Source organism: Nocardia lasii, from assembly GCF_042658545.1.
Taxonomy (GTDB): domain Bacteria; phylum Actinomycetota; class Actinomycetes; order Mycobacteriales; family Mycobacteriaceae; genus Nocardia; species Nocardia lasii.
In genome coordinates this window covers 64,294-82,299 of the sequence record NZ_JBHSQN010000015.1, presented here as the reverse complement: position 1 = coordinate 82,299, position 18,006 = coordinate 64,294, and the positions used below count along the sequence as shown (strand labels likewise).

Below are 18,006 nucleotides of genomic sequence, written 5' to 3'. Positions count from 1 at the left end.
CTTCCGTTCGCTGACCACGACTCGCAACAGCGTAGTGCGCGATCGGCGAAATACGCGGCGCGGCGTCAGTTCCCGTCGCCGACGCAGGCGCTGAAGAGCTGGGCGGGCCCGCGGATCGCGCGGGCTTTGATGTCGGTGTCGGTGGCCGAGATCCAGGCCGCGCTGCCCCGTTCGACGACCAGGGTGCGCCCGTTCTCGGTCAGTTCCACCGCGCCCGCGGTGCACAGCACGATCCCCGGACCCGCGTCGGCGAGCACCACCGGCTCGTCGTCGAGGCCGAGATCGAACCGGCACAGCGCGAATTCCGGTGCGGGCGTGCGGTATCGGACCGCCCCGTCGGCGCCGGGTTCGGGCTCGACCACCGGCAGGTCGATCGGTTCGAAGTCGAGCACCCGCAGCAGTTCGGGCACGTCGACGTGCTTGGGGGTCAGGCCACCGCGCAACACGTTGTCGGAGTTGGCCATGATCTCCACCCCGACCCCGTGCAGGTAGGCGTGCAGATTCCCGGCCGCCAGGAACAGCGCCTGACCGGGTTCGAGGGTCAACCGGTTGAGCAGCAGCGCGGCGAGCACGCCCGCGTCGCCGGGGTAGACCTCGGCCAGTTCGAGCGCGGTGCGCACCTCGGCGGTGAACTCGCGCGCGCCCTTGCCCGACAGGTACCGCACGCACCCTTCGAGCACCGTGGGCAGCAGCTTCGACAGCGCGGCCGGGGGCAGCGTGATCCAGGTGGTGAACAGGGTGCGCAGCCCGGCCGAATCTGGCTGGGCGGCAAGCAGTTCGGCGTACACGTTGAGGCCGGGCACGTCGAGCGCGCGCAACATCTCGACGGTGCGCTGCGGATCGCGGAACCCCGCCAGTGCCTCGAAACGTTCCAGCGCCACCACGAGTTCGGGCTTGTGGCTGTCGTCGCGGTAGTTGCGCAGCGGCGAGTCCAACGCCACCCCGGTGCGGTTCTCCCGCTCGAAACCGGCCTTGGCCTGTGCCGAACTCGGGTGGGCCTGTAGCGAGAGCGGTTCCTCGGCGGCGAGGATCTTCAGCAGGAACGGCAGCCGCGTGCCGAAAGTGTCGGCCACCGCGCCCAATTCACCGACCGGGTCGGCGGTGAGCACCTCGAGCAGCGACCGAGCGGACCCCGCCTCCAGCACGTGCGCGGGATCGGCCGGGTGCGCGCCGAACCACAATTCGGCCTCGGGATGGGCCGAGGGCACCGGTCTGCCGCACAGCTGAGCGAGCGCGGTGCGCGACCCCCATGCGTAAGAACGCAGCGCACCAACGAGTACCTGCACTAGTAGCGTCCCCCGTCGTATCGATCCGGCTCCGGGGCGGCGCCTCCGCGCGCGCCGAGGAGACGGAGGTAGGCCGCGGCCATGTCCAGGCGCAGCGCGAGCACGGCCAGCTGCTCGAGTTCGCTGCCGTGCCCGCCCCCTGCGGCGGACTCGGCGGCGGTGCGTTCGATGCTCGGCGCGGCGCCCGGATCGGCGAGCTGCGATTGCAGCACGTCGACATCGGCGTGCACCAGATCGGCGTCGATCAGGCCGGCGCCGGCACCGTCGAACACCGCCAGTTTGCGTCGGGCCGCGGCCTGATCGGGATGCACGCTCAAGGCCAGCACCCGCACCCGGTCCACCGGGGCCGGGCCGTCGAGTTCCTCGTCGTGGAACAGCGGGTCGAAGCCGGGCGCGGCGCCGCCCGCGGCCTCGGTGAGCCGACCCATCGAGGCGACGGCGTCGGCCAGATCGGCGGCCGAGGCCAGCCTGCCCGCGGACTGCAACAGCACCTCGGTGCCGTGCCCGGCCAGCTCGACCGCGGCGGGCGAGTCGCCCGCCAACACCACGCCGACGCCCTGCATGCGGGCGGCCAGCGTCTTGGCCGGATTGTGGAAGACCTCGTTGAGCGGGCCGTCGCGCAGCGCCTCGGCGTCGAGCATGTCGGCCAGCGCGGTCAGATCGGGGGTGGCGGGGCCGCTGCGCTGGGCGTCGACCCCGCGCAGCACCGCGATGCCGACCGCGAGGAACCGCAGCAGCCGGTTGTGGTCGAGCACGGGCACGCGCGGTTCGAGCACGATCGCGCGCCCGGCGGCCACGGCCCGCAGCGGACCCTCGTTGGGCGCGGCGACGATCACCTCGGCACTGCGCCGGATGGCCCGGTCGACGGCTTCGATCAGGCGCGGATCGCCCGCGTCGTCACCGGCCACCAGCACCACGTCCAGCGGGCCGACCCAGGGCGGCAGCGCGGTGACGGGCACGATCGGCAGCCCGGCGCGGTCGCCGAGGGTGGCCACGAGCAGCCCGGCCGCGCGCGCGGCCCGACCCGAACCCGAGACCAACACGAGGCTGCGCGGGCGCAGATCGGCCAGACGTTCGAGTAGGGAGGTCTCGGCGACGGCCGCGGCCGTGGCGCGCACCTGGGCGCCGCCCGAGGCCGCCGAACGCAGGGCACCACCGGTGTCGGCGGCTTCCAGCGACTCGGCATCGTCGAGGTCGAATACCGGTGTTCCAGCGATCATCGCCGAACCCACCTCCCCTCATCGCGCTGTGTCGTCTGTGACTCCACTATTCCAGCCGGGCACCGGCAATGCTCGTGATCCGACACTGGTACTGGTTTCATCTTCCCAGTCAGGCGCGGACGATGCTCAGGATCTCGGTCACGAGTGTGTTGACATCCTCGCGCGATCCGGCTTCGACGTTGAGGCGAAGCAGCGGTTCGGTATTCGACGCGCGCAGGTTGAACCAGGCGTGCTCGCCCAGGTCGACGGTGACGCCGTCCATCCGGTCCACCGACACCGTGCGGTCGGCGAACGCGGCCAGCACCGCGGCGGTGCGATCGGCGGCGTCGGCCACGGTCGAGTTGATCTCGCCCGAGGCGGCGTAGACGTCGTAGGCGGCCATCAGGTCCGAGACCGGACGATCGCCCTCGCCGAGCGCGGCCAGGACGTGCAGCGCGGCCAGCATGCCCGAGTCGGCACCCCAGAAATCGCGGAAGTAGTAGTGCGCCGAGTGCTCGCCGCCGAACACCGCGCCGGTCGAGGCCATCTCCTGCTTGATGAACGAGTGACCCACGCGCGTGCGCACCGGCTTGCCGCCCAGTTCCTCGACCAGCTCGGGCACCGCGCGCGAGGTGATCAGGTTGTGGATCACGGTGGCGCCGGGCTCCTTGGCCAGCTCGCGCTGGGCCACGATGGCGGTGATCGCCGAGGGCGAGACCGGTTCGCCGCGCTCGTCGACCACGAAGCAGCGGTCGGCGTCGCCGTCGAAGGCCAGGCCGATATCGGCGCCGCTGGAGCGCACCAGCGCCTGCAGGTCGACCAGGTTCTTCGGGTCGAGCGGGTTGGCCTCGTGGTTGGGGAACGAGCCGTCGAGTTCGAAGTACAGCGGCACGATCGTGATCGGGCCGAGGGTGCCGAGCACGGCGGGCACGGTGTGGCCGCCCATGCCGTTGCCCGCGTCGACCGCGATGGTCAGCGGGCGGATCTGCTCGAGGTTCACCAGTTCGCGCAGGTAGGTCGCGTAGTCGGCGAGCAGATCGGTGGTGGTGGCGGTGCCGGGCGTGCCGTCGAAGCCGGGGACGCCCTCGATGACCTCGTTCGCGATGGTCGCCAGGCCGGTGTCCTGGCCGACGGGCAGCGCGTTGGCCCGACACAGCTTGATGCCGTTGTACTTGGCCGGGTTGTGACTGGCGGTGAACATGGCGCCGGGACAGCCGAGCTTGCCCGAGGCGAAATAGAGCTGATCGGTGGAGGCCAGGCCGATGTGCACCACATCGAGGCCCTGGGCCCGCACGCCCTCGGCGAACGCGCGCGAGAGAGCGGGGGAGGACTCACGCATATCGTGGCCGATCACCACGCGGGTGGCGCCCTCGGCGCGCATCAGCCGGGCGAAGGACGCGCCGACGTCGCCGACGAACGCCTCGTCGATCTGTTCGCCCACCACCCCGCGGACGTCATAAGCCTTGATCACGGCGTTCACGAGTTCGCCAGAGCGCGCGAGAGTCGTCATGGTCGCTAACCCTAGCGGGCTCGGTCGACACTTCGGGATCCTGGCCGGGCTCGCCTACGGATCGGGCAGCACGCGCAGGTGCCCGCGGCGGCCGGTGCGCGCGGTGCGCGGGGCGGCGGGGGCGTTGTCGCGGTGGCCCGGTTGGTCGGCCTCGGCGGCGGGCGGGCGACGGCGCAGGCCGGCCTCGCGGACGGCTTCGGCCAGCGCGGTCAGATCGTCGTCGTCGGGACTGGACGACGAGAAACCGCCTTCGTGGCGGACGAGTTCCCAGCCCTTGGGAGCGGTGATCCGGCAGGCGTGCGTTTCGCACAGATCCCAGGAGTGCGGTTCGGCGACGGTGGCCAGCGGACCGACGACGGCGGTGGAATCGGAGTACACATACGTCAGCGTCGCTACAGCCGGGTTCTTGCAGCCGGGTCGGCAGCAACGACGCATGGGGATCACGACGTCGAGATTAGCCCGCCGCGCACCGAAAGTGGAGACGGACACGCCCTGAGCGGACACACTCGCCCGCCCCGCGGTGCCCGCCTACTCGGGCTCGGGATCGATCAGATCCGGGTCGACGCCGAGGTAGGTGGCGATCTGCTGGACGAGTACCTCGCGTAACAACTCGACCAGATCGTCGGGATCACCGGCCCGCAATTCCAACGGCTTACGGAACAGCACCACCCTGGCGCGGGTGGCCGCACCGTGCCGGTCGACCCCGGCCGGGATGAGCCGCGAGAGCGGGACGGGCCCGTCGGCGACCACCTCATCCGGCCAGGTGACCGAATCAGGATGCAGCGGACGGATTTTCGGGACATCGTCGACGGCGATATCGAGCTTGGTGAGCCGATCGTGCCAACGGGTGTCCAGCGGAGCGAATGCCTCGAGCACGAGCCGATCGAATTTCTGCCCCCTGGTCCGCCACGCGGGAACCGTCGGCGGGAGCATGGGGCCGCGGACACCGCGGCCGCGGCGGGTCACCGAACGCGCGGTGGGTGCCGGAGAATGACGCCGGGAACGTGCCATGGGTCTTGCACCTCTCTCGCCTGCACCAGTGTGATCAGGGCGTTCGCCCGGAGACACCGACGTACTGCGCCTGCGTGGCTCCGGGCCAGGCCTGGAGAGAGTCTACTTTCGAACAGTCACTTAACCGATTCCGCGCTTGAGCCTGCGACGCTCTCGTTCCGAGAGACCGCCCCAGATACCGAAGCGTTCATCATGTGCCAGTGCGTATTCCAGGCACTGGTCACGTACTTCACAGCCCAAGCAGATGCGTTTGGCCTCACGTGTCGAGCCGCCCTTCTCGGGGAAGAACGCCTCGGGGTCGGTCTGCGCGCAGAGGGCACGTTCCTGCCACTGCTCTTCGATCGACTCGAACATTTCATCGAAGCCCGTAACGACCAGACTCAGCCGGGGAGCCGCGACTTCGCTTACCACGTCCGGTTCCTGCCAGCTCAGTTCAGCGCAGACAGCGTGAGCTGCGCCTGCTGTGGAATCGGTCGGCGAGACCAGATCTTCGGTCATCGTTCCGCCTCCTCACTATGTGTTAGCGCAGAATGAATCTTTTCCGTCGGATCAGAGATTCCACCCCGACGGCCCAACACCGCGACGTAGTCTCGCGGGCTTCCCCGAGCCTGCCTTCCGGCGAGTTGAAACTTCTCGCAAACGCCCCCGCGTCATGCCTTCACGCGGTGACCGGAATGACATGTCTGTGATTAGACACGCCGCACTTGCGCGTGGTCAACCCGCCGTCACCCTTCCGTTACACTCCGGACCCGCCTTTCGTGTTGATCTTGTTATGTGCTGTGGCAAATTGTCAGCAACTTGGTTGTGAATTGCCACGAAACCGTTCGGCAAACATCCCCGTCGCCGTGGGGTCACGGCTACGCGCAGTCTGCGGACCGCGCCCGCGTGCGCGCTCATTAGGCTGTGTCACCGTGACTGCACAACCCGACCCCGCGACTGCCAACGACACGGTGCGCGAGCCGAGGATCGCCGTTCTCGTCGGCGGCGTCGGCGGCGCCCGGTTCCTCCAGGGCGTCCGGCAGCTGCTGCCCGACGCGCAGATCGACGCCATCGTCAACGTCGGCGACGACGTCTGGATGCACGGCCTTCGCATCTGTCCCGACCTCGACACCTGCATGTACACCCTCGGCGGCGGCATCGACCCCGAGCGGGGTTGGGGCCACGCGAACGAGACCTGGCACGCCAAAGAGGAGCTGGCGAAATACAACGCCCAACCCGATTGGTTCGGGCTGGGCGATCGCGATATCGCCACCCATCTCATCCGCACCGAAATGCTGCGCGCCGGCTACCCGCTCTCGGCGGTCACCGAAGCGCTGTGCAATCGGTGGCAGCCGGGCGTGCGCCTGATCCCGGCTACCGACGATCGCTGCGAAACCCACGTCGTGGTCAGCGATCCCGACAATCCTGGCGAACGTCGCGCGATCCACTTCCAGGAATGGTGGGTGCGGTACCGCGCGGCGCTGCCGACCCACGGATTTGCCTCCATCGGCGCCGAACAAGCCTCTCCGGCACCGAATGTGACCGAAATCATAGAGGCCGCCGACGCGGTGTTACTGGCCCCCTCCAACCCCGTGGTGAGCATCGGCGCGATCCTCGCAGTGCCCGGAATTCGCGGCGCGTTGCGCACCAGCGAAGCCAAGGTGATCGGCCTCTCGCCGGTGATCGACGGAAAACCGTTGCGCGGCATGGCCGATGAATGCCTCTCCGCGATCGGCGTGGAATCCACCGCCGAGGCGATCGGCCGCCACTACGGCGCCCGCTCGGCCACCGGCATCCTCGACGGTTGGCTGGTGCACTCCACCGATACCGCCGAGGTGCCCGGCGTCGAGGTGCGCAGCGTGCCGCTGCTGATGACCGACCCGGACGCGACCGCTGAAATGGCCCGCGCCGCACTCGAGTTGGCGGGTGTGAAGGCATGAGCGCGCAGGACCTGGCCGACGCGAGCAGGCCCGACGGCAGTGCCGTGCTCGGCGATCACGCGGCCGAGGAGCTGCGGATCCTGCCGGTGACCGGACTGCCGGAATTCCGCCCCGGCGACGACCTCGCCGAACACCTTGCGGCACAGGCGCCCTGGTTGGCCGACGGTGACATCCTCGTGGTCACCTCCAAGATCGTGTCCAAGGTCGAGGGCCGCATCGTCGCCGCGCCGACCGACCCCGAGGAACGCGACACCGCCCGGCGCAAGCTCGTCGACAGCGAAGCCGTGCGGGTGCTCGCGCGCAAGGGCCGCACGCTGATCACCGAGAACCGCCTCGGCATCGTGCAGGCGGCCTCCGGCGTCGACGGCTCGAACGTGGCCGAGGGCGAATTGGTGCTGCTGCCCACCGATCCCGACGCCAGCGCGAAAGCCCTGCGCGCCGCGCTCGCCCAGCGCCTCGGCGTCGAGGTGGGCGTGGTCATCACCGACACGATGGGCCGGGCCTGGCGCAACGGCCAGATCGACGCGGCCATCGGCGCGGCCGGGATCCGGGTGCTGCACGACTACGACGGCGCGATCGACGGCCAGGGCAACGAACTGCACGTCACCCAGGTCGCCGTCGCCGACGAACTCGCCGCGGCCGCCGATCTGGTCAAGGGCAAGCTGGGCGGGGTGCCCGTCGCGGTGGTGCGCGGACTGCGCACCGACGACGACGGCTCCACCGCGGCGGCCCTGCTGCGCGGCGGCGTCGACGACCTGTTCTGGCTCGGCACCGCCGAGGCCATCGAACAGGGCCGCAAAGAGGCTGTGCCGCTGCGTCGTTCGGTGCGCGCGTTCGCCGACACACCGGTGGACCCCGCACGCGTGCGCGCGGCGGTGGCGGTCGGACTCACCGCGCCCGCCCCGCACCACACCCGCCCGGTGCGCTTCGTCTGGGTGCGCACGCCCGAGGTGCGCGCGCGACTGCTCGCGGCGATGACCGAGAAGTGGCGCGCCGACCTCACCGCCGACGGACTCGACCCCGATCGGGTGGCGCGCCGCATCGCGCGCGGGCGCATCCTGTTCGACGCCCCCGAGGTGATCATCCCGTTCTGCGTGCCCGACGGCGCCCACAACTATCCCGACGCGCGCCGGCGCGCCGCCGAGCAGACGATGTTCACCGTGGCCGTCGGCGCGGCGGTGCAGGGTCTGCTGGTCGCGCTGGCCGCCGACGGTCTCGGCAGCTGTTGGATCGGGTCGACGATCTTCGCCCCGGAGATCGTGCGCGAGATCCTCGAACTCGACGAGGACTGGATGCCGTTGGGCGCCATCGCCATCGGCGAACCCCTCGAACAACCGCAGCCGCGCGTGCTCGGCGCGCCCGGCGCGGGATTGGTGGAGCTGTGAGCCCGAGGGAGCCGCGCCGATGAGCGCGGAGTCGCTGCACGCCTCGGCCACGGAGTCGCTGACCGAGTGGAAGCCGGCCACCGGCCCGGATCACTCACTGCGCGAAGCGTTTCTGGCCTTCCTCGGCTCGGCGCCGCGCGGGTGTCTGCGCGAGAACGTCGCCGGGCACATCACCGCCTCGGCCATCGTGTTGTCGCACGACCGCCGCGACATCCTGCTCACCCTGCACCCGCGCGTCGGTCGCTGGATCCAACTCGGCGGGCACTGCGAACCGGGCGACGAGACCGTGCGCGACGCGGCCCTGCGCGAGGCGGTGGAGGAATCGGGGATCCCCGACCTGCTGATCACACCCGGTCTACTCGGCGCGCAGGCGCACCCGATCACCTGCTCGCTCGGGGTGCCCACCCGGCATCTGGACCTGCTGTTCGAGGTCATCGCACCGCCGGGCGCGGTGCCGGTGCGCAGCGCCGAATCGACGGATCTGCGCTGGTGGCCCCTGGCCGGGCTACCACCGGGCACCGATGTGCTGATCCCGGTCAGAGGGCAGAAGTAAAGGCCCCTGAAAAGGTCTCTGACCTGTCACGACGACGGCCGTGTCCAGCTCGGACACGGCCGTCGTCGTGCCTTGACAGGGTCTCAGCTTTACAAATCGAGGAATTTGTCTAGACATCGAACAATTCCGGGCATATCGTCTGTGACAGAGAGTTACGCACATCACAGCTGTGAGATGTGCCACCGGATGGAGACGATGATGTCGACCGATGCCAACGCGTCCGAGCAGCGGGTGGCCCCGCCGCAGTGGCGAGATTCCAAGAGATACCTGTGGCTGTGGGGCCTGTTCGCCCCGACCGGCCTGTTCACGATCGCGATCCCCATGATGTGGGTCCTCAATCACTTCGGCTGGCACCGCCTGGCCGAGGTCCCGTTCTGGCTCGGCCCGATCCTGATCTACCTCGTGATCCCGCTGGCCGACCTCTTCTTCGGCCCCGACGGCGACAACCCGCCCGACGAGGTCATGGAGTACCTGGAGAACGACAAGTACTACCGCTACCTCACCTACCTGTACCTGCCGTTCCAGTACGCCTCGCTGATCTTCGCCTGCTACATCATCACCGCGCCCAACCTGCACTGGCTCGGCTTCCCCGGCGGGGCCAACGTGGTCGACAAGATCGGCATCGCGATCAGCGTCGGCATGATCGGCGGCATCGGCATCAACACCGCGCACGAACTCGGCCACAAGAAGGTCGAACTCGAGCGCTGGCTGGCCCGCATCGCGCTGGCCCAGTCGTTCTACGGCCACTTCTACATCGAGCACAACCGCGGCCACCACGTGCGCGTGGCCACCCCCGAGGACCCGGCCAGCTCGCGCCTGGGCGAATCCTTCTGGGCCTTCTGGCCGCGCACGGTGTGGGGCAGCCTCACCTCGGCGCTACACCTCGAGAAGGAACGGCTGGGCAGGCTCGACAAGGGCCCGTGGAGCTTGCGCAACGACGTGCTCAACGCGTGGGCGATGTCGGTGGTGCTGTGGCTGGGGCTGATCGCCTTCTTCGGCGTGCAGGTGCTGCCGTATCTGATCCTGCAGGCCGTCATCGGATTCAGCCTGCTCGAATCGGTCAACTACCTCGAGCACTACGGGCTGGTCCGGCAGAAGACCGCGAGCGGACGCTTCGAACGGCCCGCCCCGACCCACAGCTGGAACAGCGACCACATCGTCACCAATATCTTCCTCTACCACCTGCAGCGTCACAGTGACCATCACGCCTACCCGACCCGGCGCTACCAGACCCTGCGCAGTTGGGACGGCGCGCCGAACCTGCCCAGCGGGTACGCCAGCCTCATCCTGCTGGCCTACTTCCCGCCGCTGTGGCGCAAGGTGATGGACAAGCGGGTGCTCGCGCACTACGACGGTGACGTGACCCTGGCCAATATCCAACCCAGGCGTCGAGAGCAGGTGCTGGCGAAGTACGCAACGGAGGAGCAGTCGTGAGTGTCTACCGGTGTCCGGTCTGTGAATTCGTCTACGACGAAGCCAAAGGTGTGCCGCGCGAGGGATTTCCGCCTGGCACACTATGGGCTGCCGTTCCCGACGACTGGTGCTGTCCGGATTGTGGGGTGCGGGAGAAGATCGACTTCGAGGCGGTAGGAGTGTCGCAGTGACCGAGTACAAGCTCTTCCAGTGCATCCAGTGCGGGTTCGAGTACGACGAGGCCGAGGGCTGGCCCGACGACGGCATCGCCCCCGGCACCCGCTGGGACGACATCCCCGACGACTGGACCTGCCCGGACTGCGGAGCGCGCAAGTCCGACTTCTTCATGGTCGAGATCGAACGTTCGTGAGTGTCGCTGGTTCCGCGCGTCTCCCGTATCAGGAGGCCGCGCGCGAACTGCTGCGCACCTCGGTCCTGGACGGGATGCGGGAACTGCTCACCGAGCGTGACTGGTCCAAGGTCACGCTCGGTGATGTGGCGTCGCGGGCCGGGGTGAGCAGGCAGACCCTCTACAACGAGTTCGGTTCGCGGGCCGGTCTGGCCAAGTCCTACGCGCTGCGTCTGGCCGACGACCTCGTCGATCACGTGCGCGTCGGGCTCGACGCCAATGTCGGCGACGCCCGCGCCTCGATCCGGGTCGGGATGAGCGAGTTCTTCCTCTCGGCGGCGGGCGACCCGCTGGTCCGCTCGCTGTTGAGCGGGGAGATGAAACCGGACCTGCTGCGCCTGATCACCCTCGACGCCGCCCCGCTGCTCGAACACGCCACCGCGCGCCTGACCGAGGTCTTCGTGCACAGCTGGGTCGACGCCACCGAGGCCGAGGCCGATGTGCTCGCGCACGCCCTGGTCCGCATCGCGCTGAGCTACATTCCCAACCCGCCCGTGCCCGACCGCGACGCCCCCGCGGAGATGAGCGCGCTGCTCGCGCCGTATGTCGAGGCAATTGTGCAGGTACGAGGCATCCGCGCCACCAACGGTGAGCCGGATCACTGAGAGATCTCACGAGCTCTGAATCGCTGTGGTGTAACCATCACCACGTTTGGTGATCTGCCGCTGTGTAACACGCCTACGGTCTGTCAGTATTCACATCCGTAGACGATCGGTCTTTTTACAGCGGAGCGGGTGTGCAAACGGTTGGCAAACCGGCGGGTTTTCGTGATCCCAAACGGTATCTCTGGGCTTTAGGGCTGATCGCCCCTGCGTGCGCGCTGCTGCCCTCCCAACTCGTGTACTGGACCAAAGCCGAAGTCCTGTGGTGGATCGGCCCGGTGATCGTGCTGGTCGCCATTCCCCTGCTGGACTGGATCGTCGGCGAGGACGGCAACAATCCCAGCGACGAGGACTACGAGGCCCTGTCCGCGGATCGCTACTACCGCTGGTGCACCTACCTGTTCCTGCCGATCCAGCTGATCAGCCTCGGCGTGGCCTGCTTCATGTGGACCAGCCCCGAACTCGACCTCGTCGACAAGCTCGGCCTGGCCGCCACGGTCGGCTTCGTCAGCGGCATCGGCATCAACGCCGCCCACGAACTCGGCCACCGGGTGGAGCGCGCTGAGAAATTGCTGTCCAAGGTCGCGCTCGCCCAATCCGGCTACGGCCACTTCTTCGTCGAGCACAATCGCGGCCACCACGCCCGCGTGGCCACCCCCGAGGATCCGGCCAGCGCCCGCCTCGGCGAATCGCTGTGGGCGTTCCTGCCTCGCAGCGTGATCGGCGGGTTCCACTCGGCCAAGCGGCTCGAGCGCGCGCGCCTGTTCCGGCAGGGTCGCCGCTGGTGGAGCGTGCGCAACAACATCCTGCAGGCCTGGGCGATGACCGCAGTGCTGTTCGGCGGGCTGATGCTCGCCTTCGGCCCGAGCATCCTGCCCTGGCTGATCATCCAGGCCCTGATCGGCATCGCGCTGCTCGAGACCGTCAACTACGTCGAGCACTACGGACTGCTGCGCGCCCGCAAGCCCAACGGCCGCTACGAGCGCTGCTCCCCGCGCGACAGCTGGAACTCCGATCGCCTGGTCACCAACATCTTCCTGTTCCACCTGCAGCGCCACAGCGACCACCACGCCAACCCCGGCAGGCGCTACCAGACCCTGCGCACCTCCGAGGAGGCGCCGCAGCTGCCCGCCGGCTACGCCACGATGATCCTGCTCGCCATCGTGCCGCCGCTGTGGCGTGCGGTGATGGACCCCAAGGTGGCCGCCCACTACGACGGCGACCTGAGCCTGGCCAATGTGGCGCCGGGCAAGCAGCGGCGGTTGCTGGCGCGCTACCGCGCGGCGGCCTGAACAGCGGCTACGGACAAGCCGGGGAACTCCGTCGGTCCCAGGCGGTAACCTAACCTGCGTGACGACCTCAGAACTCCCCGCGCGTACCGAGCTCACCCCTGACGTCCGCAACGGCATCGACTACAAAGTGGCCGACCTCTCGCTGGCCGAATTCGGCCGCAAGGAGATCCGCCTCGCCGAGCACGAGATGCCGGGCCTGATGGCGCTGCGTCGTGAATTCCACGACGTCCAGCCGCTGAAGGGCGCGCGTATCTCCGGATCGCTGCACATGACGGTGCAGACCGCAGTCCTGATCGAGACCCTCGTTGCCCTCGGCGCGCAGGTGCGCTGGGCCTCCTGCAACATCTTCTCCACCCAGGACCACGCCGCCGCCGCCGTCGTGGTCGGCCCGCACGGCACCGTCGAGGCCCCCGCGGGCACTCCCGTGTTCGCCTGGAAGGGCGAGACCCTCGAGGAGTACTGGTGGGCCGCCGAGCAGATGCTCACCTGGCCGGGTGAACCGACCAACATGATCCTCGACGACGGTGGCGACGCGACCATGCTCGTGCTGCGCGGCGCCCAGTTCGAGAAGGCCGGTGTGGTCCCGCCCGAGGACGACGACCACTCCGCCGAGTACAAGGTGTTCCTCGACCTGCTGCGCGCCAGCGTCGCGACCGACAACACCAAGTGGTCCACCATCGCCGAGTCGGTCAAGGGCGTCACCGAGGAGACCACCACCGGCGTGCTGCGGCTGTACCAGTTCGCCGCCGCGGGTGAGCTGGTGTTCCCGGCCATCAACGTCAACGACTCGGTCACCAAGTCCAAGTTCGACAACAAGTACGGCACCCGCCACTCGCTCATCGACGGCATCAACCGCGGCACCGACGTGCTCATCGGCGGCAAGAAGGTCCTCATCGCCGGCTACGGCGACGTCGGCAAGGGCTGCGCGGAGTCGCTGGCCGGCCAGGGCGCGCGCGTGCAGGTCACCGAGATCGACCCGATCAACGCGCTGCAGGCGCTGATGGACGGCTACGACGTGGTCACCGTCGAGCAGGCGATCGGCGACGCCGACATCGTCATCACCTCGACCGGCAACAAGGACATCATCACCCTCGACCACATGAAGGCGATGAAGGATCACGCGATCCTGGGCAACATCGGCCACTTCGACAACGAGATCGACATGGCCGCCCTGGAGCGTTCGGGCGCGACCCGGATCAACATCAAGCCCCAGGTCGACGAGTGGACCTTCAAGGATTCGGGCAAGGCGATCATCGTCCTGTCCGAGGGCCGCCTGCTCAACCTCGGCAACGCCACCGGCCACCCCTCGTTCGTGATGAGCAACAGCTTCTCCAACCAGGTCATCGCCCAGATCGAACTGTGGACCAAGCCGGAAGAGTACGACAACGAGGTCTACCGCCTGCCCAAGCACCTCGACGAGAAGGTCGCCAAGATCCACGTCGAAGCCCTCGGCGGAACCCTGACCAAGCTCACCAAGGACCAGGCCGAGTACATCAACGTGGACGTGGAGGGCCCCTACAAGCCCGAGCACTACCGCTACTGAGTTCTGAACAGACAGTGGGCCCGTCGACCATCCGGTCGGCGGGCCCACTGTCGTCGACAGGGTCAGTCGCTGCCGCTGAACAGCGGGGTTTCGTTCGGCCACGTACCCTCGCAGACCGCGCCACACGCGAGGGTGTTGAGCACGAAGAACACGGAGTCGATCGCGGAGCTGCCGGTCTTCGGATAGGGGCCGCTGGGAGCCAGGATCGGCGTTGCCGACGGTGTGGTCGTCGGTGCTGCCGCCGCGGGTCCGATACCGAGGGCGGTCGCGGCGACGACCAGGGCGATCGAGCTCGTCAGGGTACGTAGTTGCATGGTGACTCCAGTTGTCGCGAGGGGTTCGAGGATCCAGCGGTGCGAGCTACCAGCCCGCGGGTGTGGCAGCGATGGCCGTGGTGGTCGGATCGGACGGGAACGGGAAGTTGCCGCACGTCGCCGACGATCCGCAACGGATCACGTGGAGAATTCCGTCGAGGAAACTCAGGGCCGCGCTGCCGGAGTCAGCGACAGGTGCGGGTCCGGGGGCGGCCGGGGCGGCGGTGGCGTTGCCGAAGCTCAGGGCGGCGGCCGCGAGCGTGCCCGCGGTGATGGTCAGGAGGCGTGTGCGCATGGTTCACCCTGTCCGTGGGGCGGTGTTCGTGCCAGACCGGAAAAGTCGGGGCTTATGAAACGGTCTCACTTCACACAGGGTGTGCTAGTCGGGGAAATCGCCGCAAGTGCCACCTGTGATAGGCGCGTGAACGGGCGCGGTAATCTCACCGCATGGGCGTACTGATTGCGGTCGAGGGACTCGACGGGGCCGGAAAACGGACGCTGATCGACGGGCTGATCGCCGAATTGTCCGGCAAGGGCCTGCGGGCCGACAGCCTCGCCTTTCCGCAATACGGCCATTCCATCCACGCCGATCTCGCCGCCGAAGCCCTGCGCGGCGGCAACGGCGACCTGGCCGGGTCGATCAACGGCATGGCGATCATGTTCGCCCTCGACCGCGCCGCGGCCCGCGCCGAACTGGCGGACCTGTTGGGCGGCAACGACATCGTGATCCTGGACCGCTGGGTGGCCTCCAACGCCGCCTACTCCGCCGCCAGGGCCCACCAGGACGCCGACGGCGAAATCGTCTCGTGGGTGGGCGATCTGGAATTCGGCCGACTCGCACTGCCCGCCCCCGACCTCACCGTCCTGCTCGACGTGTCCACCGAGGTCGCGGCCGAACGAGCCCGCCGCCGAGGCGAACTCGACGACACGCGCGCCCTCGACGCCTACGAACGGGACGGCGGTCTGCAGCAGCGCACCGGCGAGGTCTATCGTGAACTGGCAGACCGCGACTGGTACGGCCGGTGGTGGACATACCGATCCGATGACGATAGGCCCGCGTTACTGACCCTCTGCTCGGAAATCTTTTCCGGATGAGGTTGGATACGCGACGGGTTCGCACCATTAATGGCGTGGCGGCCCGATCCTGGCCTGGGAGATGACAACATAGGACTATGAAGCCCAAGATTCTGGTCGTCGACGACGATATGGCACTCGCTGAGATGCTGACCATCGTCTTGCGCGGGGAAGGGTTCGACCCGCATGTGGTCGGCGACGGCACACAGGCCCTGTCGGCGGTGCGGGAGATCCGCCCCGACCTGGTTCTGCTGGACCTGATGCTGCCCGGCATGAACGGCATCGACGTGTGTCGAGTGCTGCGGGCCGATTCCGGCGTTCCGATCGTGATGCTCACCGCCAAGACCGACACGGTCGATGTGGTTCTCGGCCTGGAGTCCGGCGCCGACGACTACATCGTCAAACCCTTCAAACCGAAGGAACTCGTCGCCCGCGTGCGCGCGCGCCTGCGCCGCACCGAGGACGAGCCCGCCGAGCTGCTCTCGATCGCCGACATCGTCATCGACGTGCCCGCGCACAAGGTGACCCGCGGTCCGGGCCAGATCTCGCTCACCCCGCTCGAGTTCGACCTGCTGGTCGCCCTGGCGCGCAAGCCGCGTCAGGTGTTCACCCGCGAGGTCCTGCTCGAACAGGTGTGGGGCTACCGGCACGCCGCCGACACCCGTCTGGTGAACGTGCACGTGCAGCGTCTGCGCGCCAAGGTCGAGAAGGATCCGGAGAACCCGGAGATCGTGCTCACCGTCCGCGGTGTCGGCTACAAGGCCGGACCGCCGTGATCGATCACTGCGGGGCGCCGCTGTGACCACTGGTCCAGTGGCGCAGCTGCGGCGGTGGGCGACACCGGTCATGGCCTGGTTCCAGGCCGTCGGGACTGCGCTCGGTCACCTGTGGCGCCGATCGCTGCAGCTGCGAGTCATCGTCTCGACACTGACCCTGTCGCTCATCGTGATCACGATCCTCGGGGTCGTGCTGACCGGTCAGATCACCGACCGACTCCTCGAAGCCAAGATCAACGCGGCGGTCGAGGAGATGGATCGCGCGCGCAACACGATCGAGACGGAGCTGGCCGGTATCCAGACCGGCAACAGCCAGAAGCGCAATCTCGAGGACGCGCGCGGTGCGCTGTCCAATCGCGGCGGCACCGGGCAGTCCAGCGGCGCCGCGGGCAGTTTCAACGCGGCTTTGGCGATGGTCGGCGGCACTCCGACGCAGGAGATCACCGCGGGCCCGATCACCGAGGTGCCGCTCGAGCTGCGCCGATTCGTCCAGCGCAACCAGGTGTCCTACCAGTTCACCACCGTCGCCGACGCCGAGGGCTACCGCGGCCGCGCGCTGGTGATCGGCTCGCCGAGCTCGGAGGTCGCGACCCTCGAGATCTATCTGATCTTCCCGCTGGCCAGCGAGGAGTCGAGCCTGTCGCTGATGCGCGGCACGATGTTCATCGGTGGCGTGGTGCTGCTGGTGCTGCTCGCCGCGATCACCGCCCTGGTCACCAGGCAGGTGGTGCTGCCGATTCGGTCGGCGGCACGGATCGCGGGCCGATTCGCCGACGGCCGCCTCAAGGAACGCATGCTGGTGCGCGGCGAGGACGACATGGCCCGGCTCGCACAGGCGTTCAACGAGATGGCCGAGAGCCTGTCGAACCAGATCACCCAGCTCGAGGAATTCGGCAATCTGCAACGCCGATTCACCTCCGATGTCAGCCACGAACTGCGCACCCCGCTCACCACGGTGCGCATGGCCGCCGACCTCATCCACGGCTCCAGCGACGAACTCGACCCCGCGCTGGCCCGCAGCTCCGAGCTGCTGGTCAACGAACTCGACCGTTTCGAGGGCCTGCTCAACGACCTGCTCGAGATCTCGCGCCACGACGCGGGTGTGGCCGAACTGCAGGTCGAATCGCTGGACGTGCGCATGTGCGCGCGCGCCGCGATCTCCACGGTGCGCCACCTGGCCCGCGACGCCGAGGTCGAGGTGGTGATCGATCTGCCCGACGAGCCGGTGATCGCCGAGGTCGACCCGCGCCGCGTCGAACGCGTGCTGCGCAACCTGCTCGCCAACGCCATCGACCATTCCGAGGGCAAGCCGGTGCTGATCCGCATGCGCGGCGACGCCGAGACCAACGCCGTCGCGACGGTGGTGCGCGATCAGGGTGTGGGGCTGCGGCCCGGCGAGGAGAAGCTGGTCTTCAACCGATTCTGGCGTTCGGACCCGTCGCGGGTGCGTCGCTCCGGCGGCACCGGCCTCGGCCTGTCGATCAGTGTCGAGGACGCGAATCTGCACGAGGGCAGGCTGGAGGCCTGGGGCGATCCGGGCGTCGGCGCGAGTTTCCGGCTGCTGCTGCCCATGGTGCGCGGACGCAAGCTGGGCCAGAGCCCGCTGGCGTTGGAACCGATGTTGCGCAAGGTTCCCGCACTGCCCGAGGCCGAATCCCTCGAGCCCGCCGAACCCGAGTCCGAGCCGAGCGAGCCGAGCGGCGAATCCGAGCCCGAGCCA

The 18,006-nt window shown here is 68.5% G+C and carries 20 protein-coding genes; 12 read left to right on the top strand and 8 right to left on the bottom strand.

All coding sequences use genetic code 11. From position 1 onward, the window contains the following. Positions 1–65: 65 nt before the first annotated feature. From manA to ACFP3H_RS22460, 6 genes are all read right to left on the bottom strand, one after another. Positions 66–1,286, bottom strand: coding sequence for a mannose-6-phosphate isomerase, class I (gene manA / locus ACFP3H_RS22485; protein WP_378608972.1), 1,221 nt, complete (start codon positions 1,284–1,286; stop codon positions 66–68). Next, the gene (locus ACFP3H_RS22480; RefSeq protein ID WP_378608971.1) at positions 1,286–2,506 is read right to left on the bottom strand and encodes a tobH protein; all 1,221 of its coding nucleotides are present in this window, start codon (positions 2,504–2,506) and stop codon (positions 1,286–1,288) included. Before ACFP3H_RS22480 ends, manA begins: the two co-directional genes overlap by 1 nt. A 109-nt stretch (positions 2,507–2,615) precedes the next feature. Beyond that, a complete protein-coding gene (locus tag ACFP3H_RS22475) occupies positions 2,616–3,995 on the bottom strand; it encodes a phosphomannomutase/phosphoglucomutase (RefSeq protein WP_378608970.1) in 1,380 nt (459 codons plus the stop codon). A 54-nt stretch (positions 3,996–4,049) separates the two neighbouring features. Beyond that, positions 4,050–4,430 (bottom strand): DUF3499 domain-containing protein, encoded by a 381-nt coding sequence (locus ACFP3H_RS22470; protein WP_378609561.1) that lies wholly within the window; start codon positions 4,428–4,430, stop codon positions 4,050–4,052. A 93-nt stretch (positions 4,431–4,523) separates the two neighbouring features. Beyond that, positions 4,524–5,006 carry a metallopeptidase family protein gene (locus tag ACFP3H_RS22465; protein WP_378608968.1) on the bottom strand — a complete coding sequence of 161 codons (483 nt, stop codon included), beginning with the start codon at positions 5,004–5,006 and terminating at the stop codon, positions 4,524–4,526. A 120-nt stretch (positions 5,007–5,126) separates the two neighbouring features. Then, complete coding sequence (locus ACFP3H_RS22460) at positions 5,127–5,360, bottom strand: WhiB family transcriptional regulator (protein ID WP_133733920.1); 234 nt, start codon at positions 5,358–5,360, stop codon at positions 5,127–5,129. Positions 5,361–5,956: 596 nt separating this feature from the next. Between ACFP3H_RS22460 and cofD the strand changes: the two genes are divergently transcribed. The 9 genes from cofD (at position 5,957) to ahcY (ending at position 14,122) form a co-directional block, all read left to right on the top strand. Beyond that, complete coding sequence (gene cofD, locus ACFP3H_RS22455) at positions 5,957–6,925, top strand: 2-phospho-L-lactate transferase (RefSeq protein WP_378609560.1); 969 nt, start codon at positions 5,957–5,959, stop codon at positions 6,923–6,925. After that, positions 6,922–8,310 (top strand): coenzyme F420-0:L-glutamate ligase, encoded by a 1,389-nt coding sequence (locus ACFP3H_RS22450; protein ID WP_378608967.1) that lies wholly within the window; start codon positions 6,922–6,924, stop codon positions 8,308–8,310. The genes cofD and ACFP3H_RS22450 overlap by 4 nt, the downstream gene beginning before the upstream one ends. 19 nt (positions 8,311–8,329) lie before the next feature. Further along, a complete protein-coding gene (locus tag ACFP3H_RS22445; protein ID WP_378608965.1) occupies positions 8,330–8,863 on the top strand; it encodes an NUDIX hydrolase in 534 nt (177 codons plus the stop codon). Between the two features lie 198 nt (positions 8,864–9,061). Continuing rightward, on the top strand, positions 9,062–10,297 hold the full coding sequence (locus tag ACFP3H_RS22440; protein ID WP_378608964.1) for an alkane 1-monooxygenase: 1,236 nt from the start codon (positions 9,062–9,064) through the stop codon (positions 10,295–10,297). Continuing rightward, complete coding sequence (locus ACFP3H_RS22435) at positions 10,294–10,467, top strand: rubredoxin (protein WP_378608962.1); 174 nt, start codon at positions 10,294–10,296, stop codon at positions 10,465–10,467. Before ACFP3H_RS22440 ends, ACFP3H_RS22435 begins: the two co-directional genes overlap by 4 nt. Then, entirely contained in the window at positions 10,464–10,646 is a 183-nt protein-coding gene (locus tag ACFP3H_RS22430; protein WP_378608960.1) for a rubredoxin, read from the top strand. Before ACFP3H_RS22435 ends, ACFP3H_RS22430 begins: the two co-directional genes overlap by 4 nt. After that, complete coding sequence (locus tag ACFP3H_RS22425) at positions 10,643–11,290, top strand: TetR/AcrR family transcriptional regulator (RefSeq protein WP_378608959.1); 648 nt, start codon at positions 10,643–10,645, stop codon at positions 11,288–11,290. Before ACFP3H_RS22430 ends, ACFP3H_RS22425 begins: the two co-directional genes overlap by 4 nt. Before the next feature lie 131 nt (positions 11,291–11,421). Further along, positions 11,422–12,579: an alkane 1-monooxygenase gene (locus ACFP3H_RS22420; protein WP_378608957.1), complete on the top strand. Its 1,158-nt coding sequence runs from the start codon at positions 11,422–11,424 to the stop codon at positions 12,577–12,579. 58 nt (positions 12,580–12,637) lie between these two features. Next, positions 12,638–14,122 (top strand): adenosylhomocysteinase, encoded by a 1,485-nt coding sequence (gene ahcY / locus ACFP3H_RS22415; protein ID WP_378608956.1) that lies wholly within the window; start codon positions 12,638–12,640, stop codon positions 14,120–14,122. Between the two features lie 62 nt (positions 14,123–14,184). On the opposite strand, the gene ACFP3H_RS22410 is transcribed toward ahcY, so the two are convergent. Both ACFP3H_RS22410 and ACFP3H_RS22405 read right to left on the bottom strand, forming a co-directional pair. Next, positions 14,185–14,436: a hypothetical protein gene (locus tag ACFP3H_RS22410; RefSeq protein ID WP_378608954.1), complete on the bottom strand. Its 252-nt coding sequence runs from the start codon at positions 14,434–14,436 to the stop codon at positions 14,185–14,187. Positions 14,437–14,482: 46 nt separating this feature from the next. Then, a complete protein-coding gene (locus ACFP3H_RS22405; RefSeq protein ID WP_378608953.1) occupies positions 14,483–14,731 on the bottom strand; it encodes a hypothetical protein in 249 nt (82 codons plus the stop codon). 152 nt (positions 14,732–14,883) lie between these two features. Between ACFP3H_RS22405 and ACFP3H_RS22400 the strand changes: the two genes are divergently transcribed. From ACFP3H_RS22400 to mtrB, 3 genes are all read left to right on the top strand, one after another. Further along, a complete protein-coding gene (locus ACFP3H_RS22400) occupies positions 14,884–15,531 on the top strand; it encodes a dTMP kinase (protein ID WP_378608951.1) in 648 nt (215 codons plus the stop codon). 77 nt (positions 15,532–15,608) lie between these two features. Next, positions 15,609–16,286: an MtrAB system response regulator MtrA gene (mtrA, locus tag ACFP3H_RS22395; protein ID WP_056813049.1), complete on the top strand. Its 678-nt coding sequence runs from the start codon at positions 15,609–15,611 to the stop codon at positions 16,284–16,286. Positions 16,287–16,356: 70 nt separating this feature from the next. Continuing rightward, positions 16,357–18,006: MtrAB system histidine kinase MtrB (gene mtrB / locus ACFP3H_RS22390; RefSeq protein WP_378609558.1), on the top strand; the 1,650-nt coding region annotated here is incomplete at its 3' end.